Annotated in this window: 20 protein-coding genes; 15 read left to right on the top strand and 5 right to left on the bottom strand. The window is 74.5% G+C overall.

Going from position 1 to position 21491, the window contains the following annotated elements; translation table 11 throughout:
• Positions 1-22 precede the first annotated feature (22 nt).
• From zapE to ACFVS6_RS07540, 5 genes are all read left to right on the top strand, one after another.
• On the top strand, positions 23-1126 hold the full coding sequence (gene zapE, locus ACFVS6_RS07560) for a cell division protein ZapE (RefSeq protein ID WP_389701536.1): 1104 nt from the start codon (positions 23-25) through the stop codon (positions 1124-1126).
• 61 nt (positions 1127-1187) lie between these two features.
• Positions 1188-1613: an OsmC family protein gene (locus ACFVS6_RS07555; RefSeq protein WP_389701535.1), complete on the top strand. Its 426-nt coding sequence runs from the start codon at positions 1188-1190 to the stop codon at positions 1611-1613.
• Between the two features lie 173 nt (positions 1614-1786).
• A complete protein-coding gene (locus tag ACFVS6_RS07550; RefSeq protein ID WP_389701533.1) occupies positions 1787-3169 on the top strand; it encodes an alkaline phosphatase PhoX in 1383 nt (460 codons plus the stop codon).
• Positions 3170-3396: 227 nt separating this feature from the next.
• The gene (locus ACFVS6_RS07545; RefSeq protein ID WP_389701614.1) at positions 3397-4311 is read left to right on the top strand and encodes a PPK2 family polyphosphate kinase; all 915 of its coding nucleotides are present in this window, start codon (positions 3397-3399) and stop codon (positions 4309-4311) included.
• Positions 4312-4328: 17 nt separating this feature from the next.
• Positions 4329-5237, top strand: a complete 909-nt coding sequence (locus ACFVS6_RS07540; RefSeq protein ID WP_389701531.1) for a polysaccharide deacetylase family protein — start codon at positions 4329-4331, stop codon at positions 5235-5237.
• A gap of 21 nt (positions 5238-5258) precedes the next feature.
• On the opposite strand, the gene ACFVS6_RS07535 is transcribed toward ACFVS6_RS07540, so the two are convergent.
• Together ACFVS6_RS07535 and ACFVS6_RS07530 are read right to left on the bottom strand one after the other, a co-directional pair.
• Entirely contained in the window at positions 5259-5450 is a 192-nt protein-coding gene (locus tag ACFVS6_RS07535) for a hypothetical protein (protein WP_389701530.1), read from the bottom strand.
• A gap of 45 nt (positions 5451-5495) precedes the next feature.
• Positions 5496-6170, bottom strand: coding sequence for an AIM24 family protein (locus tag ACFVS6_RS07530; protein WP_389701528.1), 675 nt, complete (start codon positions 6168-6170; stop codon positions 5496-5498).
• A 71-nt stretch (positions 6171-6241) separates the two neighbouring features.
• Here ACFVS6_RS07530 and ACFVS6_RS07525 point away from each other — a divergent pair, with 71 nt between their 5' ends.
• From ACFVS6_RS07525 to ACFVS6_RS07505, 5 genes are all read left to right on the top strand, one after another.
• Positions 6242-7051, top strand: coding sequence for a peptidyl-tRNA hydrolase (locus ACFVS6_RS07525; RefSeq protein WP_389701526.1), 810 nt, complete (start codon positions 6242-6244; stop codon positions 7049-7051).
• Positions 7052-7173: 122 nt separating this feature from the next.
• Complete coding sequence (locus tag ACFVS6_RS07520; RefSeq protein WP_389701525.1) at positions 7174-8505, top strand: DUF692 domain-containing protein; 1332 nt, start codon at positions 7174-7176, stop codon at positions 8503-8505.
• Complete coding sequence (locus ACFVS6_RS07515) at positions 8502-9551, top strand: TIGR04222 domain-containing membrane protein (protein ID WP_389701523.1); 1050 nt, start codon at positions 8502-8504, stop codon at positions 9549-9551. Before ACFVS6_RS07520 ends, ACFVS6_RS07515 begins: the two co-directional genes overlap by 4 nt.
• An 83-nt stretch (positions 9552-9634) precedes the next feature.
• A complete protein-coding gene (locus ACFVS6_RS07510; protein ID WP_389701522.1) occupies positions 9635-10375 on the top strand; it encodes a TIGR04222 domain-containing membrane protein in 741 nt (246 codons plus the stop codon).
• 176 nt (positions 10376-10551) lie between these two features.
• Positions 10552-12249, top strand: coding sequence for an alpha/beta hydrolase (locus tag ACFVS6_RS07505; protein ID WP_389701520.1), 1698 nt, complete (start codon positions 10552-10554; stop codon positions 12247-12249).
• Positions 12250-12347: 98 nt separating this feature from the next.
• On the opposite strand, the gene hemQ is transcribed toward ACFVS6_RS07505, so the two are convergent.
• Both hemQ and hemG read right to left on the bottom strand, forming a co-directional pair.
• Positions 12348-13061 (bottom strand): hydrogen peroxide-dependent heme synthase, encoded by a 714-nt coding sequence (gene hemQ, locus ACFVS6_RS07500; RefSeq protein WP_389701518.1) that lies wholly within the window; start codon positions 13059-13061, stop codon positions 12348-12350.
• A gap of 23 nt (positions 13062-13084) precedes the next feature.
• Positions 13085-14533, bottom strand: coding sequence for a protoporphyrinogen oxidase (gene hemG, locus ACFVS6_RS07495; protein ID WP_389701517.1), 1449 nt, complete (start codon positions 14531-14533; stop codon positions 13085-13087).
• A gap of 140 nt (positions 14534-14673) precedes the next feature.
• Here hemG and ACFVS6_RS07490 point away from each other — a divergent pair, with 140 nt between their 5' ends.
• Positions 14674-15738, top strand: coding sequence for a DUF4349 domain-containing protein (locus ACFVS6_RS07490; protein ID WP_389701515.1), 1065 nt, complete (start codon positions 14674-14676; stop codon positions 15736-15738).
• Between the two features lie 57 nt (positions 15739-15795).
• On the top strand, positions 15796-17175 hold the full coding sequence (locus ACFVS6_RS07485) for an FAD-dependent oxidoreductase (protein WP_389701514.1): 1380 nt from the start codon (positions 15796-15798) through the stop codon (positions 17173-17175).
• 91 nt (positions 17176-17266) lie between these two features.
• Here ACFVS6_RS07485 and hemE read toward each other — a convergent pair whose 3' ends face one another.
• Positions 17267-18331 (bottom strand): uroporphyrinogen decarboxylase, encoded by a 1065-nt coding sequence (gene hemE / locus ACFVS6_RS07480; protein ID WP_389701512.1) that lies wholly within the window; start codon positions 18329-18331, stop codon positions 17267-17269.
• Between the two features lie 91 nt (positions 18332-18422).
• On the opposite strand from hemE, the gene ACFVS6_RS07475 reads away from it, so the two are divergent.
• The 3 genes from ACFVS6_RS07475 (at position 18423) to ACFVS6_RS07465 (ending at position 21390) form a co-directional block, all read left to right on the top strand.
• Positions 18423-19079, top strand: coding sequence for a DUF3000 domain-containing protein (locus ACFVS6_RS07475; RefSeq protein WP_281206053.1), 657 nt, complete (start codon positions 18423-18425; stop codon positions 19077-19079).
• A 275-nt stretch (positions 19080-19354) separates the two neighbouring features.
• A complete protein-coding gene (locus ACFVS6_RS07470; RefSeq protein WP_007267191.1) occupies positions 19355-20017 on the top strand; it encodes a response regulator transcription factor in 663 nt (220 codons plus the stop codon).
• 92 nt (positions 20018-20109) lie between these two features.
• A complete protein-coding gene (locus ACFVS6_RS07465) occupies positions 20110-21390 on the top strand; it encodes an HRDC domain-containing protein (protein WP_389701510.1) in 1281 nt (426 codons plus the stop codon).
• Positions 21391-21491: the final 101 nt, after the last annotated feature.

The following is a 21491-nucleotide window of genomic DNA, read 5'->3' as shown; positions in this document are numbered from 1 at the left end:
ACGCCCCGTAGAGTTAAGAGCTGTGTCAACATCTCTCTCCACCTCCGGCTCTGCCCCCGGGCACCCGACGGCCGACGCGGGCCCCCTGGCCCTGTGCGCCCGCGAACCGCGCGTGCCCGCCGAACGGCTGGTGGCGGAGATGGTGCCGCCCCCGCGCTTCGACTCGGTGCGCTTCGACACCTACGAGCCCGATCCCGCCCAGCCCAGCCAGACCGAGGCCGTGAGCGTGCTGAGCGGCTTCGCCGCCGGCCTGGGCGGCGCGCACGCGACCGGCTCCGGCAAGCGCCGCTGGTTCTCCAAGGCCCCCAAGGCGGCCCCCGCCGGACCGCGCGGCGTCTACCTCGACGGCGGCTACGGCGTCGGCAAGACCCACCTCCTCGCCTCCCTGTGGCACGCCACCCCGGCGGAGCCCGCCCTCAAGGCGTTCGGCACCTTCGTGGAGCTGACCAACCTGGTCGGCGCGCTCGGCTTCCAGCAGACCGTGCAGACCCTGGGCGGGCACCGGCTGCTGTGCATCGACGAATTCGAGCTGGACGACCCGGGCGACACCGTCCTGGTGTCCTCGCTGCTCAGCCGCCTGGTCGAACAGGGCGTGGCGCTCGCCGCCACCTCCAACACGCTGCCCGGCAAGCTCGGCGAGGGCCGGTTCGCGGCCGCCGACTTCCTCCGGGAGATCCAGGGGCTGTCCGCGCACTTCCGGCCGCTGCGGATCGACGGTCAGGACTACCGCCACCGCGGCCTGCCCGACGCCCCCGCCCCGTTCTCGGACGAGCAGGTCGCGAAGGCCGCGTACGCGACCCCCGGCGCGAGCCTGGACGACTTCCCCGGCCTGCTCGACCACCTCGCGAAGGTCCACCCGAGCCGCTACGGCGCGCTCACGGACGGCATAGCCGCCGTCTGCCTGACCGACGTGGGCCCGGTGCCCGACCAGTCGACCGCGCTGCGCCTGGTGGTGCTGGCCGACCGGCTGTACGACCGGGAGGTCCCGGTCCTGGCCTCCGGGGTGCCCTTCGACCGGCTGTTCAGTGAAGAAATGCTCAACGGCGGTTATCGGAAGAAGTACTTCCGAGCCATATCGCGGCTCACCGCCCTCGCACGCGACGCGAAGCCCCTGGTCTCCCAGTAGGTTTGGCACGGTCGGGGCGCTTTCGCCGCCCGACCGTTTCCACATCTGCGAAGGGATCACCATGGCCACCACGCGTCACGCGCACACCGTCTGGGAAGGCAACCTGCTGGAGGGCAAGGGTGTCGTCACCCTCGACTCCTCGGGCCTCGGCTCGTACGACGTCTCCTGGCCCTCCCGCGCCGAGGCCGCGAACGGCAAGACCAGCCCGGAAGAGCTGATCGCCGCCGCGCACTCCAGCTGCTACTCGATGGCGCTCTCCCACGGCCTCGCGGGCGCGGGCACCCCGCCCACCCGCCTGGAGACCAAGGCCGACGTCACCTTCCAGCCCGGCGAGGGCATCACCGGCATCCACCTGAGCGTGCGCGCCGAGGTCCCCGGCCTGGACGCGGAGGGCTTCGCCTCCGCCGCCGAGGACGCCAAGAAGAACTGCCCCGTCAGCCAGGCCCTGACCGGTACGACGATCACCCTGAGCGCCGAGCTCGTCTGATCACCGCCGTACGCGCCTCCCGTCCGGCCCCGGCGGCCGGACGGGACGGCACGGCGTACGGGAACCCGCAGGGGTGACGGATCCGCGGCCGCGCACGCGCCGCCCGGAGCCGCGACGCACCACGTGGTACCACGGGCCGGTCACATCTCCAGGGAAACAGCGGGGAGTTGCCGATGTCCGTCACCCGACGCGGCCTGCTGGCGGCAGGCGCGGTCAGCTTCACCGGGGCACTGGGCGCCCTCTTCGCGGGCGGTGCCCCCGGCGGCGGCCCGACCGCGGTCGCGGCCGGCCGGGCCGGGTCCCCCGGCTACGGGCCGCTGCTGCCCGATCCGGACGGGCTGCTCGACCTGCCGGCCGGGTTCTCGTACCGGGTCCTCTCGCGCGCCGGGCAGCCGCTGCGCTCCGGCGAGGGCCCGACGCCCGCCAACTGCGACGGCATGGCCGCCTTCGGGGCGGGCACCGGCACGGGCGGCGGCTCCGTCCGGCTGGTCCGCAACCACGAGAACCGCGCCACCGCCGCACTGCGCGTCCCCGCCGTCGGGGGCCTGACCTACGACCCGGCGGCCCTGGGCGGCTGCACCGTACTGGAACTGGATCCGGCCGGCGGGGTCACCGCCGAGCGCGTCGCCCTCGCCGGTACCGCCGTCAACTGCGCGGGGGGCCGGACCCCCTGGAACACCTGGCTGAGCTGCGAGGAGACCGAGGACCGGGCCAGGGACTCCGGATACTCCCGCGACCACGGGTACGTCTTCGAGGTCGACCCCGTCGACCCGCACCGCCTCGGCGCGGTGCCCCTGACCGCGCTGGGGCGCTTCGCCCACGAGGCCGTCGCCGTGGACCCCCACCGGGGCGTCGTCTACGAGACCGAGGACGCCTTCGTCGAACCCTTCGGCCTGTTCCACCGGTTCCTGCCCGCCCGGCCCCTCGGCGGACCCGGCTCGCTGCGCGCGGGCGGCGTGCTGGAGGCGCTGCGCGTGCCCGGGCTCGACGACCTCTCGCGGGTGGACCGGACCGGGGCCGAGTTCCCGGTGGAGTGGGTCCCCGTACCGGACCCGTCGGCCCGCGTGACGCCCGTCCGGCTCCAGGACTTCGGACCGCGCGGCATCACCCACGCGCAGAAGCTGGAGGGCTGCTACTGGGGCGGCACCGGCGTGTACTTCGTCTCCAGTTACGCCCGCAGCCGGGAGGGCTCCGCCGCCGACCACCAGGGGCAGGTGTGGTTCTACGACCCGCTGCGCCAACGGCTCCGGCTGGACGTCCTGTTCGGCCCGTCGTCCGGCGTGCACCTGCCGGGTGACTCCCCCGACAACATCTGCCTGGCCCCGGACGGCGGCCTGATGGTGTGCGAGGACGGCGGCGGGGAGCAGTACGTCCTCGGTGTCACCCCCGGCGGGACGGTCCACCCCGTGGCCCGCAACGCGGACGACGTGGGCCCGCCCGGGGACCCGCAGTGGGGGGAGTTCGCGGGTGTCACCTTCTCCCCCGACGGCCGCACCATGTTCGTGAACGCCTACACCCCGGGCACGACGTTCGCGGTGACCGGCCCCTGGCACTGATCCGGCCCCGAGGCGGCCCGGCCGTCGTGTCCTCGGTCCGGTCCTCCGCACCTGCCGTGTCCTCACTCCCGTATCCCCCGCTCCCGCCGTGTCGCGAACCTGTTCGACCTGCTGGAAGATCGGACGGAGCCGATCGAAGGGGGTAGGTGACCGTGGCCAAGAAGGACAAGGCCGAGAAGGACAAGGGAGCCCGCGGGGACAAGCAGGACAGGGCCGGCGGCGCGGCCCTGGAGCCCAAGGGGTCGAAGGCTGCCAAGGGCGACCGGAAGGGCGGGGCTCCCGACGGATCCGGCGCCCCCGACGGGCCGGCGCTCGGGCCGGTGTTGCGGGTGCCGGTCGGGGAGCGGGTGGACCTGGCCGCCCTGGACCCGGCGGGGACGCCCGCGGGTCCCACGGACAAGGCGTCCGGGTTGGCCGCCACGGCCCGGATGGCCGAGCGGCTCGCCTCCCTCCAGGACCGGCTGTACGCGGCGAGCACGGCCGGCGACCGCCGCCGGCTGCTGCTCGTCCTCCAGGGCATGGACACCAGCGGCAAGGGCGGCACGGTCAAGCACGTGATCGGACTGTTCAACCCGTCCGGCTGCCGGATCCGGTCCTTCAAGGCGCCCACGCCCGAGGAACTGGACCACCCGTTCCTGTGGCGCGTCACGAACGCCCTCCCGCTGCCGGGGGAGATCGGCATCTTCGACCGGTCGCACTACGAGGACGTGCTCGTCGCCCGGGTGCGCGAGTTGGTGTCGCGCAGCGAGCTGAAGCGGCGTTACGCCGAGATCAACCGGTTCGAGAAGGACCTCGCCGACGACGGGGTGACCGTCGTCAAGGTCTTCCTGCACCTCGGTTACGAGGAGCAGCGCCGGCGTCTGCTGGCCCGGCTGGACGACCCGGACAAGCACTGGAAGTTCAGTCCGGCCGACATCGAGGCGCGGGCCGCGTGGCCCGCCTACCAGCAGGCGTACGAGCTGGCCCTGGAGCGTTGCTCGATGGCGGAGGCACCCTGGTACGTCGTGCCCGCGGACCGGAAGTGGTACCGGAACTGGGCGGTCGGCCGGCTCCTGCTGGAGCACCTGGAGGCGCTGGCTCCGGCGTACCCGCCGGGTGACTTCGACGTGGAGGAGTGCCGTACCCGTCTGATTGCCACATAGTCATATATTTTCCCTACGTGACCACTTCTGTGCGCAAAGCGGCCGTCGTGGCCGTCGTCGGTGCTGCCCTGGGTGCCGCCCTCGCGGGATGCGCGGGCGGCGCCGCTCCGTCCCGGGGTGACGGCCAGGCCCGCATGGGGAGCCCCGCGGCCTCGGCCCCGGGCGCCCCGCAGTCCGTCTCCCCCACCCCCTCCGGCGCGTCCCCGCAGGCCGGCCCGCCGGGCAGGGCGCCGACCATGGCTCCCGGCCCGAACGGGCTGACGCCCGTCTTCGAGCGGGCGCGACAGCGCAGCGACAAGACCGTCGCCCTGACGTTCGACGCCGACATGACCGCCGACCAGGGACCGCGCGCCGCCTCGGGGGAACGTTTCGACAACCCCGAGCTGATCTCCACCCTGCGCCGGCTCCAGGTTCCCTCGACGGTCTTCATGACCGGCCGCTGGGCCGAGGAGTACCCGGACCAGGCCAAGTCCATCGGCACCGATCCGAACTTCGAGATCGCGAACCACTCGTACAGCCACCACGCCTTCAAGGCACCCTGCTACGGGCTCCCCACCCTCGACGACGAGGAGGCGCGGGCCGACGTGGACCGGGCCTTCGCGGCGTTCCGGACGGCCGGCGCGGTCAACACCGTGCCGTACTTCCGCTTCCCCGGCGGCTGCTACGACGACCGGGCGCTGCGTTCCCTCCGCGAGGCCAAGGTCACCGCCGTGCAGTGGGACGTGGTCAGCGGGGACGCCTTCGCGAAGGACCCGGACGCGGTGGCCGAGCAGGTGCTCGCCGGGGTGAAGCCCGGCTCGGTGGTGGTCATGCACTGCACGCGCAGCGCGGCCCCCGTCACGGAGGAGGCCATCCGGAAGATCGTCCCGGAGCTCCGCGCGCGCGGGTACCGCTTCGTGAAGGTGTCCGACCTGATCGGGAAGTAGCCCGGGCGGCGCGCCGCCCGGTCAGCCGGAGCAGGCGGTGCGCTGCGCCTCCTGCCACTCGCAGACCGGGCACAGCACGACGCCCGGCGTCGCGACCCCGTACTCGGTGGGCTTGCCGCACTCCAGGCAGTCGGCGTACGGCGGCCCGGGCACCCGCCCGACGGGCGCGGCCGGGGCGGGGCAGTACGTGGCGTTCTCCTGCGGCTGGTCCATGCGTACGAGCCTACTCACCCCGGCCGCCGACGGGCCGGGGTCCGTTCAGTTCGCGGTCGCCGCCTCGGTGACCTCGCTGGGGCGGACGATGACGAAGCCCTCGCCGCTCAGCTTCAGCTGGACGGCCTCCCCCGACCCGCCGCGGATCATGGAGCCGACGGACTGGGAGCGGTGCAGGCCGGTCTCCAGCCGCGCGCTCCAGCCGACGACCGCGTCGGTGTCGACGAAGACCGGTTCCTGCGGGGTGACGGGGATGATGATGGGGCTGCCGTCGCACACGACGGCGAGCTTGCCGGTGCCGGTGAAGAGGCTGTTGAAGAGGCCGCCGCCGGTCATGCCGGCGCCCTTGACCATCTTGATCTCGTAGGAGAGCGTCGGGTCGAAGCACAGGACGTTGCGGCCGTTGACGGTCAGCGCGTCGCCGGGTTCGAAGTCGACGATGAAGCAGTTGCCGCCCTGGTGCGCGAACCAGGCCTCGCCCTGGCCGCGTACGGACATCAGCGCGAGCCCCTCGCCGGTGACGGCGCGCTTGAGCATGCCGCCTATGCCCTGGCCCTTCCGCTCGAACTGCAGGTTCCCCCGGAAGGCGATCATCGCGCCCTGCCGGGCGAGCACCTCTCCGTTGACGGTGTACTTGACGGACTTGGCGTTCTGCAGGGTCATGCCGGGCGCGGCGGCCGGCTGGGCCAGGTTCTCGGACGCGAAAAGGTCGCTCTTCATGGGTTCGATCCTCGCGCGGGTGGGGGACCCGGAGCATCCTCCTCAGGTCGGAGGCCGGCATCCTTGGCGGGATGAGCAGCCGGCACACGAACGAGACCACAGACGTACCCGCGGGCGGTGACGCACCGGTATCCGCGGGCGTCCCCGCGAAGGGTCCCGCGGACGTGCCCGCGGTCGGGGCGGGCAGCCCCTTCCGCCTGGAGCACGTACTGCGCGACGAGGCCCCGCAGTTCGTCCTGCCGCTGGTCGTCCGGATCGAGAAGACCGAGCCGCCCGCCCGGACGGACGCCCTGGAGACGGCGGCCCGCGCGGTGCTCGTCCTGCTGGCGGACGAGAGGGCGCACGGCGAGGGCGAGTGGGCCGAGGCCGTCCGCGACTGGCAGGACGCCCGGATCCGCAAGGTGGTCCGGCGGGCGCGCGGCGCGGAGTGGCGCAAGGCGGAGACCCTGCCGGGCATCACCGTGAGCGGCGAGGCCTCCCTGGTACGGGTCTTCCCGCCGGTGCCGCTGGACGGCTGGCCCAAGGAACTGGCGAAGCTCCAGGTCTCCGGCACCGATCTGGACGACCCCGGTCCCGTTCCGCCGGCCGCCGCCGACCTCCCGGTGCTGTGGCTGAACCCGGACCTCGACATGTCGGCCGGAAAGGCGATGGCGCAGGTCGGGCACGCGGCGCAGCTGGCCTGGTGGGAGCTCACCACGGCCGAGCGGACGGCGTGGCGGGACTCCGGTTTCCGGCTGGCGGTGCGCACGGCCCCGCGCGAGCGGTGGGCCGAGCTCGGTGGGAGCGGGTTGCCGGTGGTCCGTGACGCCGGTTTCACGGAGATCGCGCCGGGGTCCTGCACGGTCGTCGCCGACCATCCGGCGCTGCGGGCACGGCTCTGAGGTCCGGGCGGGAACCTCAAATCATGCTCTGAACGTCCCCCGACGCGGGTTGGCCGGGCTCCGACGGGGTCATCACACCGGCACACGGTCCGACGGACCGAAGAGAAGAGGGGGGCGGCGACATGAAGCCCATGACGCGCCTGGGGGTGGGCATCGGCTGGCGGCCGGAGATCGCGGACGCGGTCGAACGGCTGCCGGGCCTGGACTGGGTCGAGGTGGTGGCGGAGAACGCCTGCCCCGGCCACCTGCACCCCGGATTGCTGAGGTTGCGCGAGCGCGGCGTCCACGTCGTGCCGCACGGTGTGTCGCTGGGCCTCGGCGGAGCCGACCGGCCCGACGCCGCGAAGCTGGCCGAGCTCGCGGAACGGGCGGTGGCGCTGGGGGCGCCGCTGGTCACCGAGCACATCGCCTTCGTACGGACGTCCTCGCCCGCGCTGGAGGCCGGTCACCTGCTGCCCGTGCCCCGCACCCGCGACGCGCTGGCGGTGCTGTGCGAGAACGTACGGATCGCCCAGGACGCGCTGCCCGTGCCGCTGGCGCTGGAAAACATCGCCGCGCTCCTCTCCTGGCCCGGGGAGGAGCTGACGGAGGGGCAGTTCCTGACGGAGCTGGTCGAGCGGACCGGTGTGCGGCTCCTCATCGACGTGGCCAACCTGCACACGAACCGGGTCAACCGAGGCGAGGACCCGGCCGCCGTCCTCGACGGGATCCCGCTGGAGGCGCTGGCCTACGTGCACGTCGCCGGTGGCGTGGAGCGCGACGGCGTCTGGCACGACACCCACGCGCACCCGGTGCCGCCGGTGGTGCTCGACGTCCTCGCGCAGCTGCGCGAGCGGGTGGACCCGCCGGGGGTGCTGCTGGAGCGCGACGACGACTTCCCGCCGGAGGCCGAGCTCGCCGGGGAACTGGAGCGGATCCGGGCCGTCGTGGGCGCCGCTCCCGCCGCCCGGCCGCCGGCGCCCGACGGGGGCCCGGCCGCGGACACCGGGGCCGCCCGGCCCGCCGAGAACGCGACCGCGCCCGACGGCGACGCCCCCGACATCGGGGCGGCCCGTACCCGGCTGGGGCTGGAGCAGGCGGCCCTGCTGTCGGCGCTGGTCGCCGGCACCCCGGTGCCCGAGGGCTTCGACCGGCAGCGGATCCGCGTCCAGGCGCGGGCGCTGGCCGCCAAGCGGGCCTCGGTCGTGGCCAAGGTCGCGCCCGAACTACCCGAACTGCTCGGCGGCCCCGCCGCCTACCGCACGGCCTTCCTCGCGTACGCCCGCCGGCGGCCCATGACGGCCGGCTACCGCCGGGACGCCCTGGACTTCGCCGAGCACCTGCTCATCCAGGACCTGCCGGCCGACCCGGCCGCCCGCCGCCGGCTCACCACCTGGTGGCGGGACCGCGCCGGGACCCGGCCGCCCCGCCGGATCGTCCGCTGGGCCCGCGCCCTGGTGGGGAGAGCCGCGTGAACGCCCTCATCGCCCTCGTGTGGATCGCCGTCGCCACTTCCACCGTCCTGCTCCTGGTCGCCCAGCGCCGGGCCCGGCCCCCGGTGGCCGGGCCCGCGCCGAGGCTGCACGACCTGTCCGAGGCCGCCTTCATGGCGGGCGGCCCCGGAGCCGTCGTCGACGCCGCGCTCGTCTCCCTCCTGGGCGACGGCCGCCTGGCGATCGGCGGGCCGGGCATCATCCACGTGCGGTCCGGGGCCCGGGCCGGTGACCCCGCCGAGCGGGCCGTGCTGCTGGCCGTCCAGCAGGCGCCCTCCGGTTGGCTCCACCGGATCCGCTACTCCGCCATGCTGGACCCGGCCGTGCAGGAGATCGGTGACGCCCTGGCCGCCCGGGGCCTCGTCGCCGAACCCGGCGCGGGCCGTGGCCGGCGCCGCTGGGGGAAGCTCCAGGCCCTGCTCTGCGCGCTGCTGGCCTTCGCGTCGATCCCGATCACCGTCGTGACCCTCGCCCTGGACGCGGGGCCCCGGATCCCGTTCGCCCTCACGGTGCTGCCCGCCCTCATCACCGGCCTGGTGATGGGCGTCGTCTGCGCGAAGCGCGCCGGCCGGCGGATCACCCCGGCCGGACGGGCCGCGCTCGGGGAGATCCGGGCGCAGCACGTGGGCAACCCGGCCCCGCACGTGCAGACCGCCCTGTTCGGGCTGCGGGGTCTGCAGGATCCGTACCTGCGCTCGCACCTGGTGCCCGCGGCCCGCGAGGCACGGCTCGCCGCGGCCCAGGCCCGCGCGGCCGGTCACCGGCCGCACCGGCCGCACTCCTCGTCAGGAACGTCCGGTTCCTCCGACGAGTTCGCGGTCCCGGTCGTCTGGTGCGCGTCATCCGACGGAGGCAGCGGCGGCGGGGGCGGGTCCGGCTGCGGTTCGGGGCCGGGCTGCGGATCGTCGGGCGGCAGCTGCGGCGGAGGCGGGGGATCCAGTTGCTCGTCGTCCGGTTCCAGTTGCGGTTCCTCAAGTTCCAGCTGCGGGAGCAGCAGCAGTTCCAGTTGTGGGAGCAGCAGCTCCTGAACGTCCGTCATCACAGGTCACGAGGTGCTCACATGTGCGCGGCGCCCCTGACCGTCGGCTCCGACAACGGGTAGGAATCAGGCATGTTCTGGGTCCTGTTCCTCCTCCTGGCGTGGGCCGGCGTGCTGCTGGCCTGCGTCCGGCTGCTGCGCGCCACGACCGAGGCCGCCGGTTCCGTCGAGAGCTTCGTCATCGAACACCGGCTGAGCCTGTACGAGGCCGCGTACCTGGCCGGCGGCCCGGACCGGGTCGCCGTGGTGACGCTGCTGTCCATGGAGCGCGGGCGGCGGCTGCTCCTCGCCCACACCGGCTGGGCCACCGTCGTCGATCCCGTCGGGCGGGACCCGCACGAGCGGGCCCTGCTGGAGGCGTTCGGCCCGCAGGGGCAGTCCCCCGTCCGGGAGCTGCGGACCGCGGCGGCGGGTCACGAGGCCGTACGGGTCCTCGCGGACCGGCTGGGATCGGCGGGGCTCACCGTGCCCGACGCGGTACGGGACGACCTCGCGGAGGGCCTGCGGGCGGTCCGCCGGGCCACCTGGCTGGTGCTCGCCATGGCGGCGGCCTCGCTGGCCGCGGCCCCCTCCGACAAGGGCACCGCGGTGACCGTGCTGTGGTGGTTCTCGCTGCCGCTGCTGCTCACCCTGAGCTGCCAGGCCGTCGCCCGCTTCGAGGGCCACCGCCACTCCCCCTGGGCGTCCCCCTCGGGCCGGCGGCTGCTGTTGGAGTTGCAGCGCGAGGACGGCGTCCCGGACCCCCTCACGGCGGTGGCCGTGCACGGGGTGCGGGCCGTGACCGACCCGGGGCTGCGGGCCGCGCTCGCCTGACGGCCCGTCGCACCGGCGGACCCCCGCCGGCGCGACGGGACTTCGACGCGGTGCGCGCCGGCCGGGGGCCGATCGGGCGGTAACGGCGGCCGGGCCCGGGGCGCCCGGCGGTGCGCCTGTACAGGGCGGCGGACCTGGCATCTCATCGGACCAGCCGATGAGACGAGGGAGCCGCCATGCGGATGCCGACGCCCGCCCGCCACCGCACGACGCCCACCCGCCGCGCCGCCGCCCTGGCGGCGCTCTCGCTCGCCCTGTGCCTGCCCTCCCCGGCGGTCGCCGACGTCCTCGGGAACCGGGTGACCGCCCCTGCCGACGCGCGGACCGCCGCCGAGGACGCCGGGGCCGTCCGCGTCGCCCTGCGGGCCGCCCGGGCGGCCCGCGGCGGAGCCGGCGGCGGGCTCGTCTTCGGGCGCTGCCCCGTGGTCGAGGAACTACCCGGCCCGGTGCGGTGCGCCGCCCTGCGCGTCCCCCTCGACTACGCCCGCCCCGACGGCCCGCAGATCTCCCTCACCGTCAGCCGGGTCCCGGCCACCGGCCGCGGGGGCGTCGCGCGGCAGGGCGCGCTCGTCCACAACCCGGGCGGCCCGGGCGCCTCCGGGATGTACTTCCCGTTGTTCGCCGGGCTCCCGGCCTGGCGCGGCGTCGCCGCCGCCTACGACTTGGTCGGTTACGCCCCGCGCGGGGTCGGCCGGTCCGCCCCGCTGTCCTGTCACGACCCGGCCGACCCGGCTCCGGCCGGCCCGACCCGGGTTCCCGCCGAGCCGTCCGCCGCGTACAAGCGGGAGCGGGTCGCCGCGGCCCGGACGTACGCCCTTGGCTGTGCGCGGCGGGCCGGCGACGCCCTGGCGCAGTACACGACCCTGAACAACGTCCGGGACCTGCACGTGCTCCGGGCCGCGCTCGGCGAGGAGCGGCTGACCTTCATGGGGGCCTCGTACGGCACGTACCTGGGGGCCGTGTACGCGACCCGGTACCCGGGGCACGTGCGGCGCATGGTCTTCGACTCGGCCGTGGACCCGGACCCGCGCCGCATCTGGTACCGCAACAACCTCGACCAGGCCCCGGGCTTCGAGCGGCGCTGGTCCGACTTCCGGACCTGGGCGGCCCGCCACCACGCCACGTACGGGCTCGGCGCCACCGCGGGGGCCGTGCGGGCGAGTTACGAGCGGGTCCGGGCGGTGGTGTCCCGGGAGCCGGCGGGCGGGGTCGTCGGGACGGGCGAACTGCACGCGGCGTTCCTCCAGGTCGCCTACTACGACGACGTCTGGCCCGAGCGGGCGGCGGCCCTGGCGGCCTTCCTACGGGGCGACCCCGGGCCGCTGGTCGAGCAGGCGGGGCCGCGACCGCGGGACGCGGCGCGGGCCGCGAACGCGACGGCGGTCTACACGGCGGTGCTCTGCAACGACGCGCCCTGGCCCGCCGACTGGGAGACCTGGGACCGGGACAACACCGAGTTGGCGCGCCGCGCGCCCTTCGAGACCTGGGCGAACGCGTTCCTGAACCTGCCGTGCGCGTTCTGGCCGGTGGCGCAGCGGCAACGTCCGGTGGCCGTCGGCGCGGGGCCCGCGCGGCTGCCCCGGACGCTGATCGTGGCGGCGGAACGGGACGGGGCGACGCCCCACCGGGGCGCACTGGAACTGCAACGGCGGCTCGGCCCGCGGGCGGCGCTGCTCACCGAGGAGGGGGCGGGCAACCACGGGGTGGCCGGCGGACGCAACGCGTGCGTGGACCGGCGGGTGGAGCGGTACCTGCTGACGGGCGCCACTCCGGGGTGGCGCACCACGTGTGCGCCGCATCCGGAGCCCGCACCGGTGTCGCTGGACGACCGGGCAGCGGGCGCTCCCAGGGCGCTGCTGCCGCCAGTCGTCTGAACTTCCGGGCGGGGTCTCCGGCTGCGTCGATTCGGGGGCAGGGCCTCCCGATCCCCGGAGGAGGTCAAATCCTCCGGTCCTTCCCCCCAGGGGAGGTATCAGGCGAGTCCGGCCACCAGATCGGCGACGGACTTGCGGCGCCCGGTGTAGAAGGGCACCTCTTCACGGACGTGCATGCGGGCCTCGGAGGCGCGCAGGTGACGCATGAGGTCGACGATGCGGTACAGCTCGTCGGCCTCGAAGGCCAGCATCCACTCGTAGTCGCCCAGCGAGAAGGAAGCGACGGTGTTGGCACGGACGTCCGGGTAGCCGCGGGCCATCTTGCCGTGGTCGGCGAGCATGCGGCGACGGTCCTCGTCGGGCAGCAGGTACCAGTCGTAGCTGCGCACGAAGGGGTACACGCTGACGTACTCGCGGGCGACCTCGTCGGCCAGGAAGGCCGGGATGTGCGACTTGTTGAACTCGGCGGGGCGGTGCAGCGCCATGTTCGACCAGACCGGCTCCAGGGCGCGGCCCAGCTTGGTGCGGCGGAACAGGTTGTAGGCGGTCTGCAGCTCGTCCGCGGTCTCGGCGTGCCACCAGATCATGACGTCCGCGTCGGCGCGCAGGCCGGAGACGTCGTAGGCGCCGCGGACGGTGATGTCCTTGGCGGCCAGCTGGTCGAACAGCTCCTGGACCTCGTCGGCGAAGCCGGTACGGTCCTCGGGCAGGACGTCCTTCAGCTTGAAGACGGACCACAGGGTGTAGCGAATGACCTCGTTGAGGTCCTTCGCCTTCTTCCCCGCGTTGGGAATCTTCTCCGGTGCAGTCATGCGTCCATTGTCCCGTGTGCTGATCAGTGGTCTGCGCCAGGGGTGGCCAACGAGGCGATCACCACATCGGCGGCCTTCCCCGCGCTCGCGACGCAGGCCGGGATGCCGACGCCGTCGTAGAGGGCGCCGCACACGGCGAGGCCGGGCAGGGCCGAGACGGCGGCGCGGATCCTGGCCACCCGGGCGAGGTGGCCGACCGGGTACTGGGGCAGGCCGCGGTCCCAGCGGGTGACCGTGGAGGCCACCGGGCGGGCCGTGAGGCCGACGGCTTCGCCGAGGTCGGCCAGCGAGACGTCGACGAGTTCCCCGTCCTCCCGCTTCAGGTCGTGTTCGTCGCCGTGCCGGCCGACGGAGGTGCGCAGCAGGAAGAGGTCCGGATCGGCGCCGCTCCAGGCCCACTTGTTGCTGGAGAAGGTGGAGGCCTTGATCGTGCGGCCGTCGACGGGCGGTACGAGGAACCCGCTCGCGCCGCCGTCGATGATCGACCGCGGCAGCTCGGAGCGGCGGAAGGCCATGGTGACCAGCGCCATGGAGGCGTACTCGGCCTCGCGCAGTTCGGCGCGGGCGGCGGGGGCGAGGACGGCCAGCAGGTCCGCGGTCGGTCCCGCCGGGGTGGCCAGCACCACGGCGTCGGCGTCGATGACCTCGGAGCCGGTGACGACGCGCCATCCGCCGGCGGTCCGCAGGACCTCGCGGACGGGGGCTCCGGTGCGCAGCTCGGCGCCGGCGGCCCGGCAGGCCTCGGCGACGGCCAGGGGCAGGCGTCCGATGCCGCCGTCGATGCCCGCGAACACGGGTCCGGTGGCCTGCGGCTGCCGGGCGGCGCGGGCCTGGAGGTCCCGTACGGCCTCGCCGAGCATCGGGTGGGAGCGGGCGGCGTCGAAGAGCTGGGGCACGGCGGCGCGCATCGAGATGCGGTAGGCGTTGCCCGCGTACACCCCGCCGAGGAGGGGTTCGACGAGCCGGTCGACGACCTCGTGGCCGAGACGGGCGGCGACGTACTCGCCGACGGCGACGTCCTCGCCGATCTCCAGGGGCGGCAGGTCGCGTTCGGCCTCGATGCGGGCCAGCCCCTCGCCGGAGAGCACGCCGGAGGCGGCGAGCGGCCCCGGTTCGGCGGGGACGCCCATGACGTGGCCGCGCGGCATGGGGCGCAGGGCGCCGCGGGTCCACAGGTGGGCGGTGGCGGTGGCGGGCGGCCGGAGGGCATCGGCGAGGCCGACTGCGCGGGCCAGGTCCACGGCCTCGGGGCGGCGGGCGAGCACGGATTCGGCGCCCAGGTCCACCGGGAGGCCGGCGAGTTCGCCCGCGTGCAGCTTGCCGCCCAGGCGCGGTCCGGCTTCCAGGAGGGTGACGCGGACGCCTTCGGTCAGCAGCCGGTGGGCCGCAGCGAGGCCGGCGATGCCGCCGCCGATGACGACGGCGTGGCCCGGGGATGCCGGGTGGCCCGTACGCGTGTCCGCTTCATCCATGGACACATCGTCTCAGACCGCCCGGTGAGGCCGGACCGTGACCTCATCGCGACCGGTCCGGGACCCTGCGTACGAAACCGGGGGCGGGGCGGCTTACGTCGAACGGGCGACATTCGGCGGATTCCCCGGGGGTACTCACGATGCGCACGCTCCACAGACACCGTACGGCCGCGGCCCTCGCGGCCCTGTCCCTGACCGGCGCCCTCGCGCTCACCGGCTGCGGGGCGGACGGCTCCGGCTCCTCGGCCGACCGGGGCGCGGCGGCGCCGAGGGGCGCCGAGGCGGGCAGGGCCGGGGCGGAGGCGGTCGCGCCGCCGGCCGCGGCGGACGCCAAGGCCCCGAGCGCGCCGAGCGCCGCCGCCACGCCGGGCGCCCCGCAGGCGCCCACCGTGATCCGCCCGCACGTCATCCGCACCGGGACGCTCGGCATCGAGACGGCCGAACCGCAGAAGGCCCTGGCGGCGGCGCGCACGGCGGCGGAGGGCGCGGGCGGCTACGTCGGCAACGAGTCCACCCAGCGCGCCGGGGACGGTCGGATGACCTCGACGCTGACGCTGCGGGTGCCCGGCGAACGCTTCGACTCGGTGATCGGCGCCCTGGAGGGCGGCGGCAAGCTGCTGAACCGCAAGGTCGAGGCGCAGGACGTGACCGAGAAGGTCGCCGACATCGACAGTCGGGTCAAGTCCCAGCAGGCCAGCGTGGCCCGGGTGCGGGAGATGATGGAGCGGGCCACGGCGCTGGGCGACGTGGTCATGCTGGAGGGCGAGTTGAGCCGGCGCCAGTCCGACCTGGAGTCGCTGCTGGCGCAGCAGACCGCGCTGAAGGACCGGACCTCCCTGGCCACCATCACGCTGGCCGTGTCGGAGCCCTCGCCGGCGACGAAGGAGGAGAAGGACGAGAAGACCGGCTTCGGCGACGCGCTGGCCGCCGGGTGGGCGGTGTTCAGCACGGTGGTGCGCTACCTCCTCCTCGCCCTGGCCGCCGTCCTGCCGTTCGCGGTGGCCGCGGCCCTGATCGTCCTCGCGTTCAAGGCCCACCGTCGGCTCCGGCCGGCGAGGACGAAGTCGAAGCCGGCCGCCGGTCCGACGTGGCTCCCGCGTCAGGAGGGCGCCGCCCCGGCGCCCGTGGCACAGGCACCGGGTACGCACTCCGACCCGGCCCCGACCCCGGACTCCGACGGGTCCGGAACCGACCGGGAGGGCTGAGCGCGCGGGGCGCCCGTACCGTGGCCCCGTGGACGACGGCACGGAACGGGGCGGACGATGACGGCGGAACGACTGGTGGTGGTCGGCGGTGACGCGGCGGGGATGTCCGCGGCGTCACAGGCCCGGCGGATGAGGGGCCCGGCGGAACTGGGGATCACCGCCTTCGAGCGCGGGCACTTCACCTCGTACTCGGCGTGCGGCATCCCGTACTGGATCGGCGGTCTGGTGGCCGAGCGGGACGACCTGATCGCCCGGACCCCGCAGGAGCACCGGGAGCGGGACATCGACCTGCGCACCCGCACGGAGGTCGTCGAGCTGGACCTGGCCGGGCACCGGGTCCGGGCCCGCGACCTGGACTCCGGGGCCGAGTCGTGGACCGCGTACGACAAGCTGGTCCTGGCGACGGGGGCCCGCCCGCTGCGCCCCCGGTTGCCCGGCATCGGCGCGCACGGGGTGCACGGGGTGCAGTCCCTGGACGACGGGCAGCGCCTGATGACGTCCCTGGAACGGGCCCGGGGCCGCCGGGCGGTCGTCGTCGGCGCGGGGTACATCGGCGTGGAGATGGCCGAGGCGCTGGTCGGGCGGGGCTTCGAGGTCACCGTCCTGCACCGCGGCGAGCAGCCCATGGCCACGCTCGACCCCGACATGGGCGGCCTGGTGCACAGCGCGATGAACCGGATGGGCATCCGTACGGTCTCCCGCGCCGAGGTGACGGCGGTCCTCACCGACGAGGAGGGCCGGGCCCGCGCCGTGACGACGGCGACCGGCGAGGAGTACCCGGCGGACGTGGTGGTGCTCGGCATGGGCGTGGAACCGCGCACGGCCCTGGCCCGCGCGGCGGGCCTGCCGCTGGGCCCCTCGGGCGGCATCCTGACGGACCTCTCGATGCGGGTGCGGGGCCACGAGGACGTCTGGGCGGGCGGTGACTGCGTGGAGGTCCTGGACCTGGTGGCGGGCCGCACCCGGCACATCCCGCTGGGCACGCACGCCAACAAGCACGGCCAGGTCATCGGCGCGGGCGTGGGCGGCGGATACGCCACCTTCCCCGGGGTGGTGGGGACGGCGGTGAGCAAGGTGTGCGACCTGGAGATCGCCCGCACGGGACTGCGCGAGCGGGACGCGCTGGAGGCAGGCCTGCGCTTCGTGACGGCCACCATCACCTCCACCAACACGGCGGGCTACTACCCGGGCGCGGTGGAGATGACGGTCAAGATGCTGGCCGAGCGCCGCACGGGCCGCCTGCTCGGCGTGCAGATCGTGGGCGGCGCGGGCGCCGCGAAGCGGGTCGACGTCGCGGCCGTCGCCCTCACCGCCGGCATGACGGTGGAGCAGGTCGTCGCCCTGGACCTGGGCTACGCCCCGCCCTTCTCCCCGGTGTGGGACCCCGTCCTGGTGGCGGCCCGCAAGGCCGTCTCGGCGGTCCGGGCGGCCGTGTAGGCCCGCCCCGCCGGGCCCCGTACGCGCGGACGCGCCGCAGGACGGGGTCCTGCGGCGCGTCGCTGCCGCTCCGGTCGGGAGCGGCGGGGGATCAGCGGGCCGTGCGGGTGTGGACGTGTTCCACGAGGCGGGTCAGCGCGTCCGGGTTCGTGGTCGGCAGCACGCCGTGGCCGAGGTTGAAGATGTGGCCCTCCAGGCCGGCGGCGGCCGCGAGGACCTCGTCGGTCTTGGCCTCGACGGCTTCCGTGGTGGAGAAGAGCACGGCGGGGTCCAGGTTGCCCTGGAGCGCCTTGCCGGGGCCGACGCGGCGGACGGCCTCGTCGAGCGGGACCCGGTAGTCGACGCCCATGACGTCGGCGCCGGCCTCGCCCATCAGGCCGAGCAGCTCGCCGGTGCCCACGCCGAAGTGGATGCGCGGGACCCCGTACGAGGCCACGGACTCCAGGACCTTCGCCGACGCCGGCATCACCGAGCGGCGGTAGTCCGCGGGGGCGAGCGCGCCGACCCATGAGTCGAAGAGCTGGACGGCCGAGGCGCCGGCCTCGATCTGCACCTTCAGGAAGGCCGAGGTGATCTCCGCGAGCCGGTCCAGCAGCTCCGCCCACAGCTGCGGGTCCCCGTACATCAGGGCCTTGGTGTGCTCGTGGTTCTTCGACGGTCCGCCCTCGACGAGGTAGCTCGCGAGGGTGAACGGGGCGCCGGCGAAACCGATCAACGGCGTGGAGCCCAGTTCACCCGTGAGCATGCCGATCGCCTCGGTGACGTACGAGACGTCCTCCGGGGTGAGGTCGCGCAGCTGTGCGAGGTCCTCGCGGCGGCGGATCGGCTGCGCGACGACCGGGCCGACGCCCGGCTTGATGTCCAGGTCGACGCCGATGGCCTTCAGCGGGACGACGATGTCGGAGAAGAAGATCGCCGCGTCGACGCCGTGGCGCCGCACGGGCTGCATCGTGATCTCGGTGACCAGGTCGGGGCGCATGCAGGACTCCAGCATGGCCGTGCCCTCGCGCACCTTGCGGTACTCCGGAAGCGAGCGCCCCGCCTGCCGCATGAACCACACCGGAGTGTGCGGAACCGGCTCGCGCCGGCACGCCTTCAGGAAGGCGGAATCGTACGTCTGACTCGGCTGGCCCGTCGGGCGTTCGTTGGCACTCACGACCCAAATCTTCGCACGTATGAAGAAGTGCCCGGCCCGGTGCGGGTGTCCCTGCGCCGCAGGGGCGCTCGTTCCGCCTAGTCTTCCCGGCATGGCTGCGGCTCAGGGACGATTTTCAGATGGCGCTGACGGTGTGGACAGCGCGAAGGAGAGCTCGGTCCCGCTGCCGTTCCGGCGGGCGGTCGACGGCTTGAGGAAGGCGCGGCTGCGCCCGGGTATCGAGATCGACCCGACGAAGCCGCCGCAGAGACTGGCGCCGTACGCCTACGCCCTGGAGGCGGCGGTCGTCGACGGCGAGGACGACCTGGCCGACGGCCGGCTGATCCTGCTCCACGACCCGTCCGGGCACGACGCCTGGCACGGGACCTTCCGGCTGGTGACGCTCGTACGGGCCGAACTGGAGCCGGAGATGGCCGCGGACCCGCTCCTCCCGGAGGTGTGCTGGTCGTGGCTGACCGGGGCGCTGGACGCGCGCGGACTGATGTACGGGGAGCCGAGCGGCACCGTGACCATGGCGAGCTCCCACTACTTCGGCGGGCTCTCGGAGCGGCGGCCGGCGACCCAGATCGAGATCAGGGCCTCCTGGACGCCGCGGGAGGGGGTGGGAGGGGTGCCGGAGACGTCGGCGCACCTGGCCGCCTGGTGCGAGCTGCTGTGCCAGATCGCGGGGCTGCCCCCGGTGGGGCCCACGGACACCGTCACGGGCGTGGTGTCCCTGCCACAGCGCCGCGGTCCGCACCACCCGTAGCCGAGGGGCCCCGCGGGGCCGTCCGGCCGAGGCGCGTGCCGCGAACGACCGGTCGGGATCGTCACGGAATGTCGGAACAGCGCATCCGTTGCGGGCTTCTGATCATCCTCTGATCGATCGTGCGTCCGAATTGCCCGAATTGTTACTCACTAAATCGTGATCATTCCCTAAAGCCGGGCGGGTGACGTGCCGAAGGAGTCAGTGACCATCCGCACGGTTCGCACCGGCTGCCTTCCCCCAGCCGGCCCGTCCCGCCACTCCCCCAGGAGGCCTAGGTGTCCGTTCTTCTCGAGCAGCCCGCAAGCCTGGTCGCCTACCGCCCGAACAAGCCGACGGCCATGGTCGTCGTGGCCGACCCGCGCGTCCGCTCAACCGTGACCCGTCATCTGTGGGCGCTCGGAGTTCGTGACGTGATCGAGGCGTCGTCCATCGCGGAGGCCCGCCCCCGCGTCGGCAGCCCGCGCGACATCTGCGTGGCCGACGTACACCTGCCCGACGGTTCCGGTCTCACCCTGCTCTCCGAGACCCGGGCCGCCGGTTGGCCGAACGGCCTGGCCCTGTCCGCCGCCGACGACATCGGCGCCGTGCGCAACGCCCTCGCGGGCGGCGTGAAGGGCTACGTCGTCACCGGTACGCGCACCAACATCGGGCTCCCCACCAGGCCCGGCGCCGCCCCCATCGGTGCCGCAGCCGCCCGTATGCACCGCCGCCCCCCGGGTGCCCCGAGCCACCCGGGCGGCTACCGCGAGCTCTCCGGCCGCGAGGTCGAGGTCCTGCGCCTCGTCGCGGAGGGCCAGTCCAACAAGGCCATCGGCGTCTCGATGGGCCTGTCCGCCCTGACCGTCAAGTCCCACCTCGCCCGGATCGCCCGCAAGCTGGGCACCGGCGACCGGGCCGGGATGGTCGCCGTCGCCCTGCGGACCGGGATCATCCACTAGGACCCCGGAGATCGTCCGCCCTTTTCCCCCTCGCGCCCGTCGACGGAACGTTCCGGCGACGGGCGCGTCACATCCACGGATACCCTTGACCGGTGACCGACGCCCAAGAGACCGCAGCAGACCTGCGCACCACCACCGGGGGCGGCCCCCCCGACGACACGGTTTCGTCCGATGGGCCGCCGATCCCCTTGCTGGAGCCCCGCGAGGGCATCCCGCCGGTCGTGGCCGACGCCGACGCCCTCGCCCGGGTGGTCGCGGCCTTCGCGGCCGGGACCGGGCCCGTGGCGGTCGACGCCGAACGCGCCTCCGGATACCGCTACGGCCAGCGCGCCTACCTGGTGCAACTGCGCCGCGAGGGGGCCGGCTCCGCGCTGATCGACCCGGTCGGCTGCCCCGACCTCTCCTCCTTGGGCGAGGCCCTGTCCGGCACCGAGTGGATCCTGCACGCGGCCACCCAGGACCTTCCGTGCCTGCGCGAAATAGGCATGACGCCCACCTCCCTGTTCGACACCGAACTCGCGGGCCGGCTGGCCGGCTTCCCCCGGGTCGGGCTCGGAGCGATGGTCGAGGGCGTTCTCGGCTACGTGCTGGAGAAGGGTCACTCCGCCGTCGACTGGTCCACCCGCCCGCTCCCCGAGCCCTGGCTGCGCTACGCCGCCCTGGACGTGGAGCTGCTGGTAGACCTGCGGGACGCGCTGGAGAAGGAGCTGGACCGGCAGGGCAAGCTGGAGTGGGCCCACCAGGAGTTCGACGCCATCGCCTCCGCCCCGCCCGCGCCGCCCCGCAAGGACCCGTGGCGCCGCACCTCCGGCATGCACAAGGTGCGCCGCCGCCGGCAGATGGCGGTCGTCAGGGAGCTGTGGGAGTCCCGCGACAAGATCGCCCAGCGTCGGGACGTGTCGCCCGGCAAGGTGCTCGGTGACGCGGCGATCGTCGAGGCCGCCCTGGCCCTTCCGGCGAACGTGCACGCGCTGTCGGCCCTGCCCGGGTACGGGCAGCGGATGGGTCGGCGCCAGCTCGACCAGTGGATGGCCGCCGTGGACCGGGCGAAGGCCCTGCCCGAGAACGAGCTGCCGCAGCCCGGAGCCAGCCCGGCGGGTCCGCCGCCGCCGCGCTCCTGGGCGGACAAGGACCCGGCCGCCGCGGCCCGGCTGTCGGCCGCCCGTACGGCCGTGTCCGCGCTCGCCGAGGGGCTGAACCTGCCCCAGGAGAACCTGATCACCCCGGACACCGTGCGCCGACTGTGCTGGGAGCCGCCGCAGCGGCTGGACACCGGCACGGTGACCGAGGCCCTCGCGGCCCACGGCGCCCGCCCCTGGCAGATCGAGCAGGTCACCGCGGCCCTCGTCACCGCCCTCGCGGCGACCGACTGAGCCCGCTCCTCCACGAAAGCCCCCGGCCGACGGCCGGGGGCTTTTTGTTACGCGGCCATGACACTCAGCATCTTTTGAACACGCTCAACAATCGCTAACTT

Source organism: Streptomyces sp. NPDC057939, assembly GCF_042887545.1.
Classification (GTDB): domain Bacteria; phylum Actinomycetota; class Actinomycetes; order Streptomycetales; family Streptomycetaceae; genus Streptomyces.
This window is presented reverse-complemented; position numbering and strand designations above follow the sequence as displayed.

Excerpts from the sequence above, each read along its gene's own strand:
- ACFVS6_RS07555 (WP_389701535.1), top strand. The coding sequence starts at position 1,188 with ATGGCCACCACGCGTCACGCGCACACCGTCTGGGAAGGCAACCTGCTG.
- ACFVS6_RS07550 (WP_389701533.1), top strand. The coding sequence starts at position 1,787 with ATGTCCGTCACCCGACGCGGCCTGCTGGCGGCAGGCGCGGTCAGCTTC.
- ACFVS6_RS07535 (WP_389701530.1), bottom strand. The coding sequence starts at position 5,450 with ATGGACCAGCCGCAGGAGAACGCCACGTACTGCCCCGCCCCGGCCGCG.
- ACFVS6_RS07530 (WP_389701528.1), bottom strand. The coding sequence starts at position 6,170 with ATGAAGAGCGACCTTTTCGCGTCCGAGAACCTGGCCCAGCCGGCCGCC.
- ACFVS6_RS07525 (WP_389701526.1), top strand. The coding sequence starts at position 6,242 with ATGAGCAGCCGGCACACGAACGAGACCACAGACGTACCCGCGGGCGGT.
- ACFVS6_RS07520 (WP_389701525.1), top strand. The coding sequence starts at position 7,174 with ATGAAGCCCATGACGCGCCTGGGGGTGGGCATCGGCTGGCGGCCGGAG.
- ACFVS6_RS07510 (WP_389701522.1), top strand. The coding sequence starts at position 9,635 with ATGTTCTGGGTCCTGTTCCTCCTCCTGGCGTGGGCCGGCGTGCTGCTG.
- ACFVS6_RS07505 (WP_389701520.1), top strand. The coding sequence starts at position 10,552 with ATGCGGATGCCGACGCCCGCCCGCCACCGCACGACGCCCACCCGCCGC.
- hemQ (WP_389701518.1), bottom strand. The coding sequence starts at position 13,061 with ATGACTGCACCGGAGAAGATTCCCAACGCGGGGAAGAAGGCGAAGGAC.
- hemG (WP_389701517.1), bottom strand. The coding sequence starts at position 14,533 with ATGGATGAAGCGGACACGCGTACGGGCCACCCGGCATCCCCGGGCCAC.
- ACFVS6_RS07490 (WP_389701515.1), top strand. The coding sequence starts at position 14,674 with ATGCGCACGCTCCACAGACACCGTACGGCCGCGGCCCTCGCGGCCCTG.
- ACFVS6_RS07485 (WP_389701514.1), top strand. The coding sequence starts at position 15,796 with ATGACGGCGGAACGACTGGTGGTGGTCGGCGGTGACGCGGCGGGGATG.
- ACFVS6_RS07475 (WP_281206053.1), top strand. The coding sequence starts at position 18,423 with ATGGCTGCGGCTCAGGGACGATTTTCAGATGGCGCTGACGGTGTGGAC.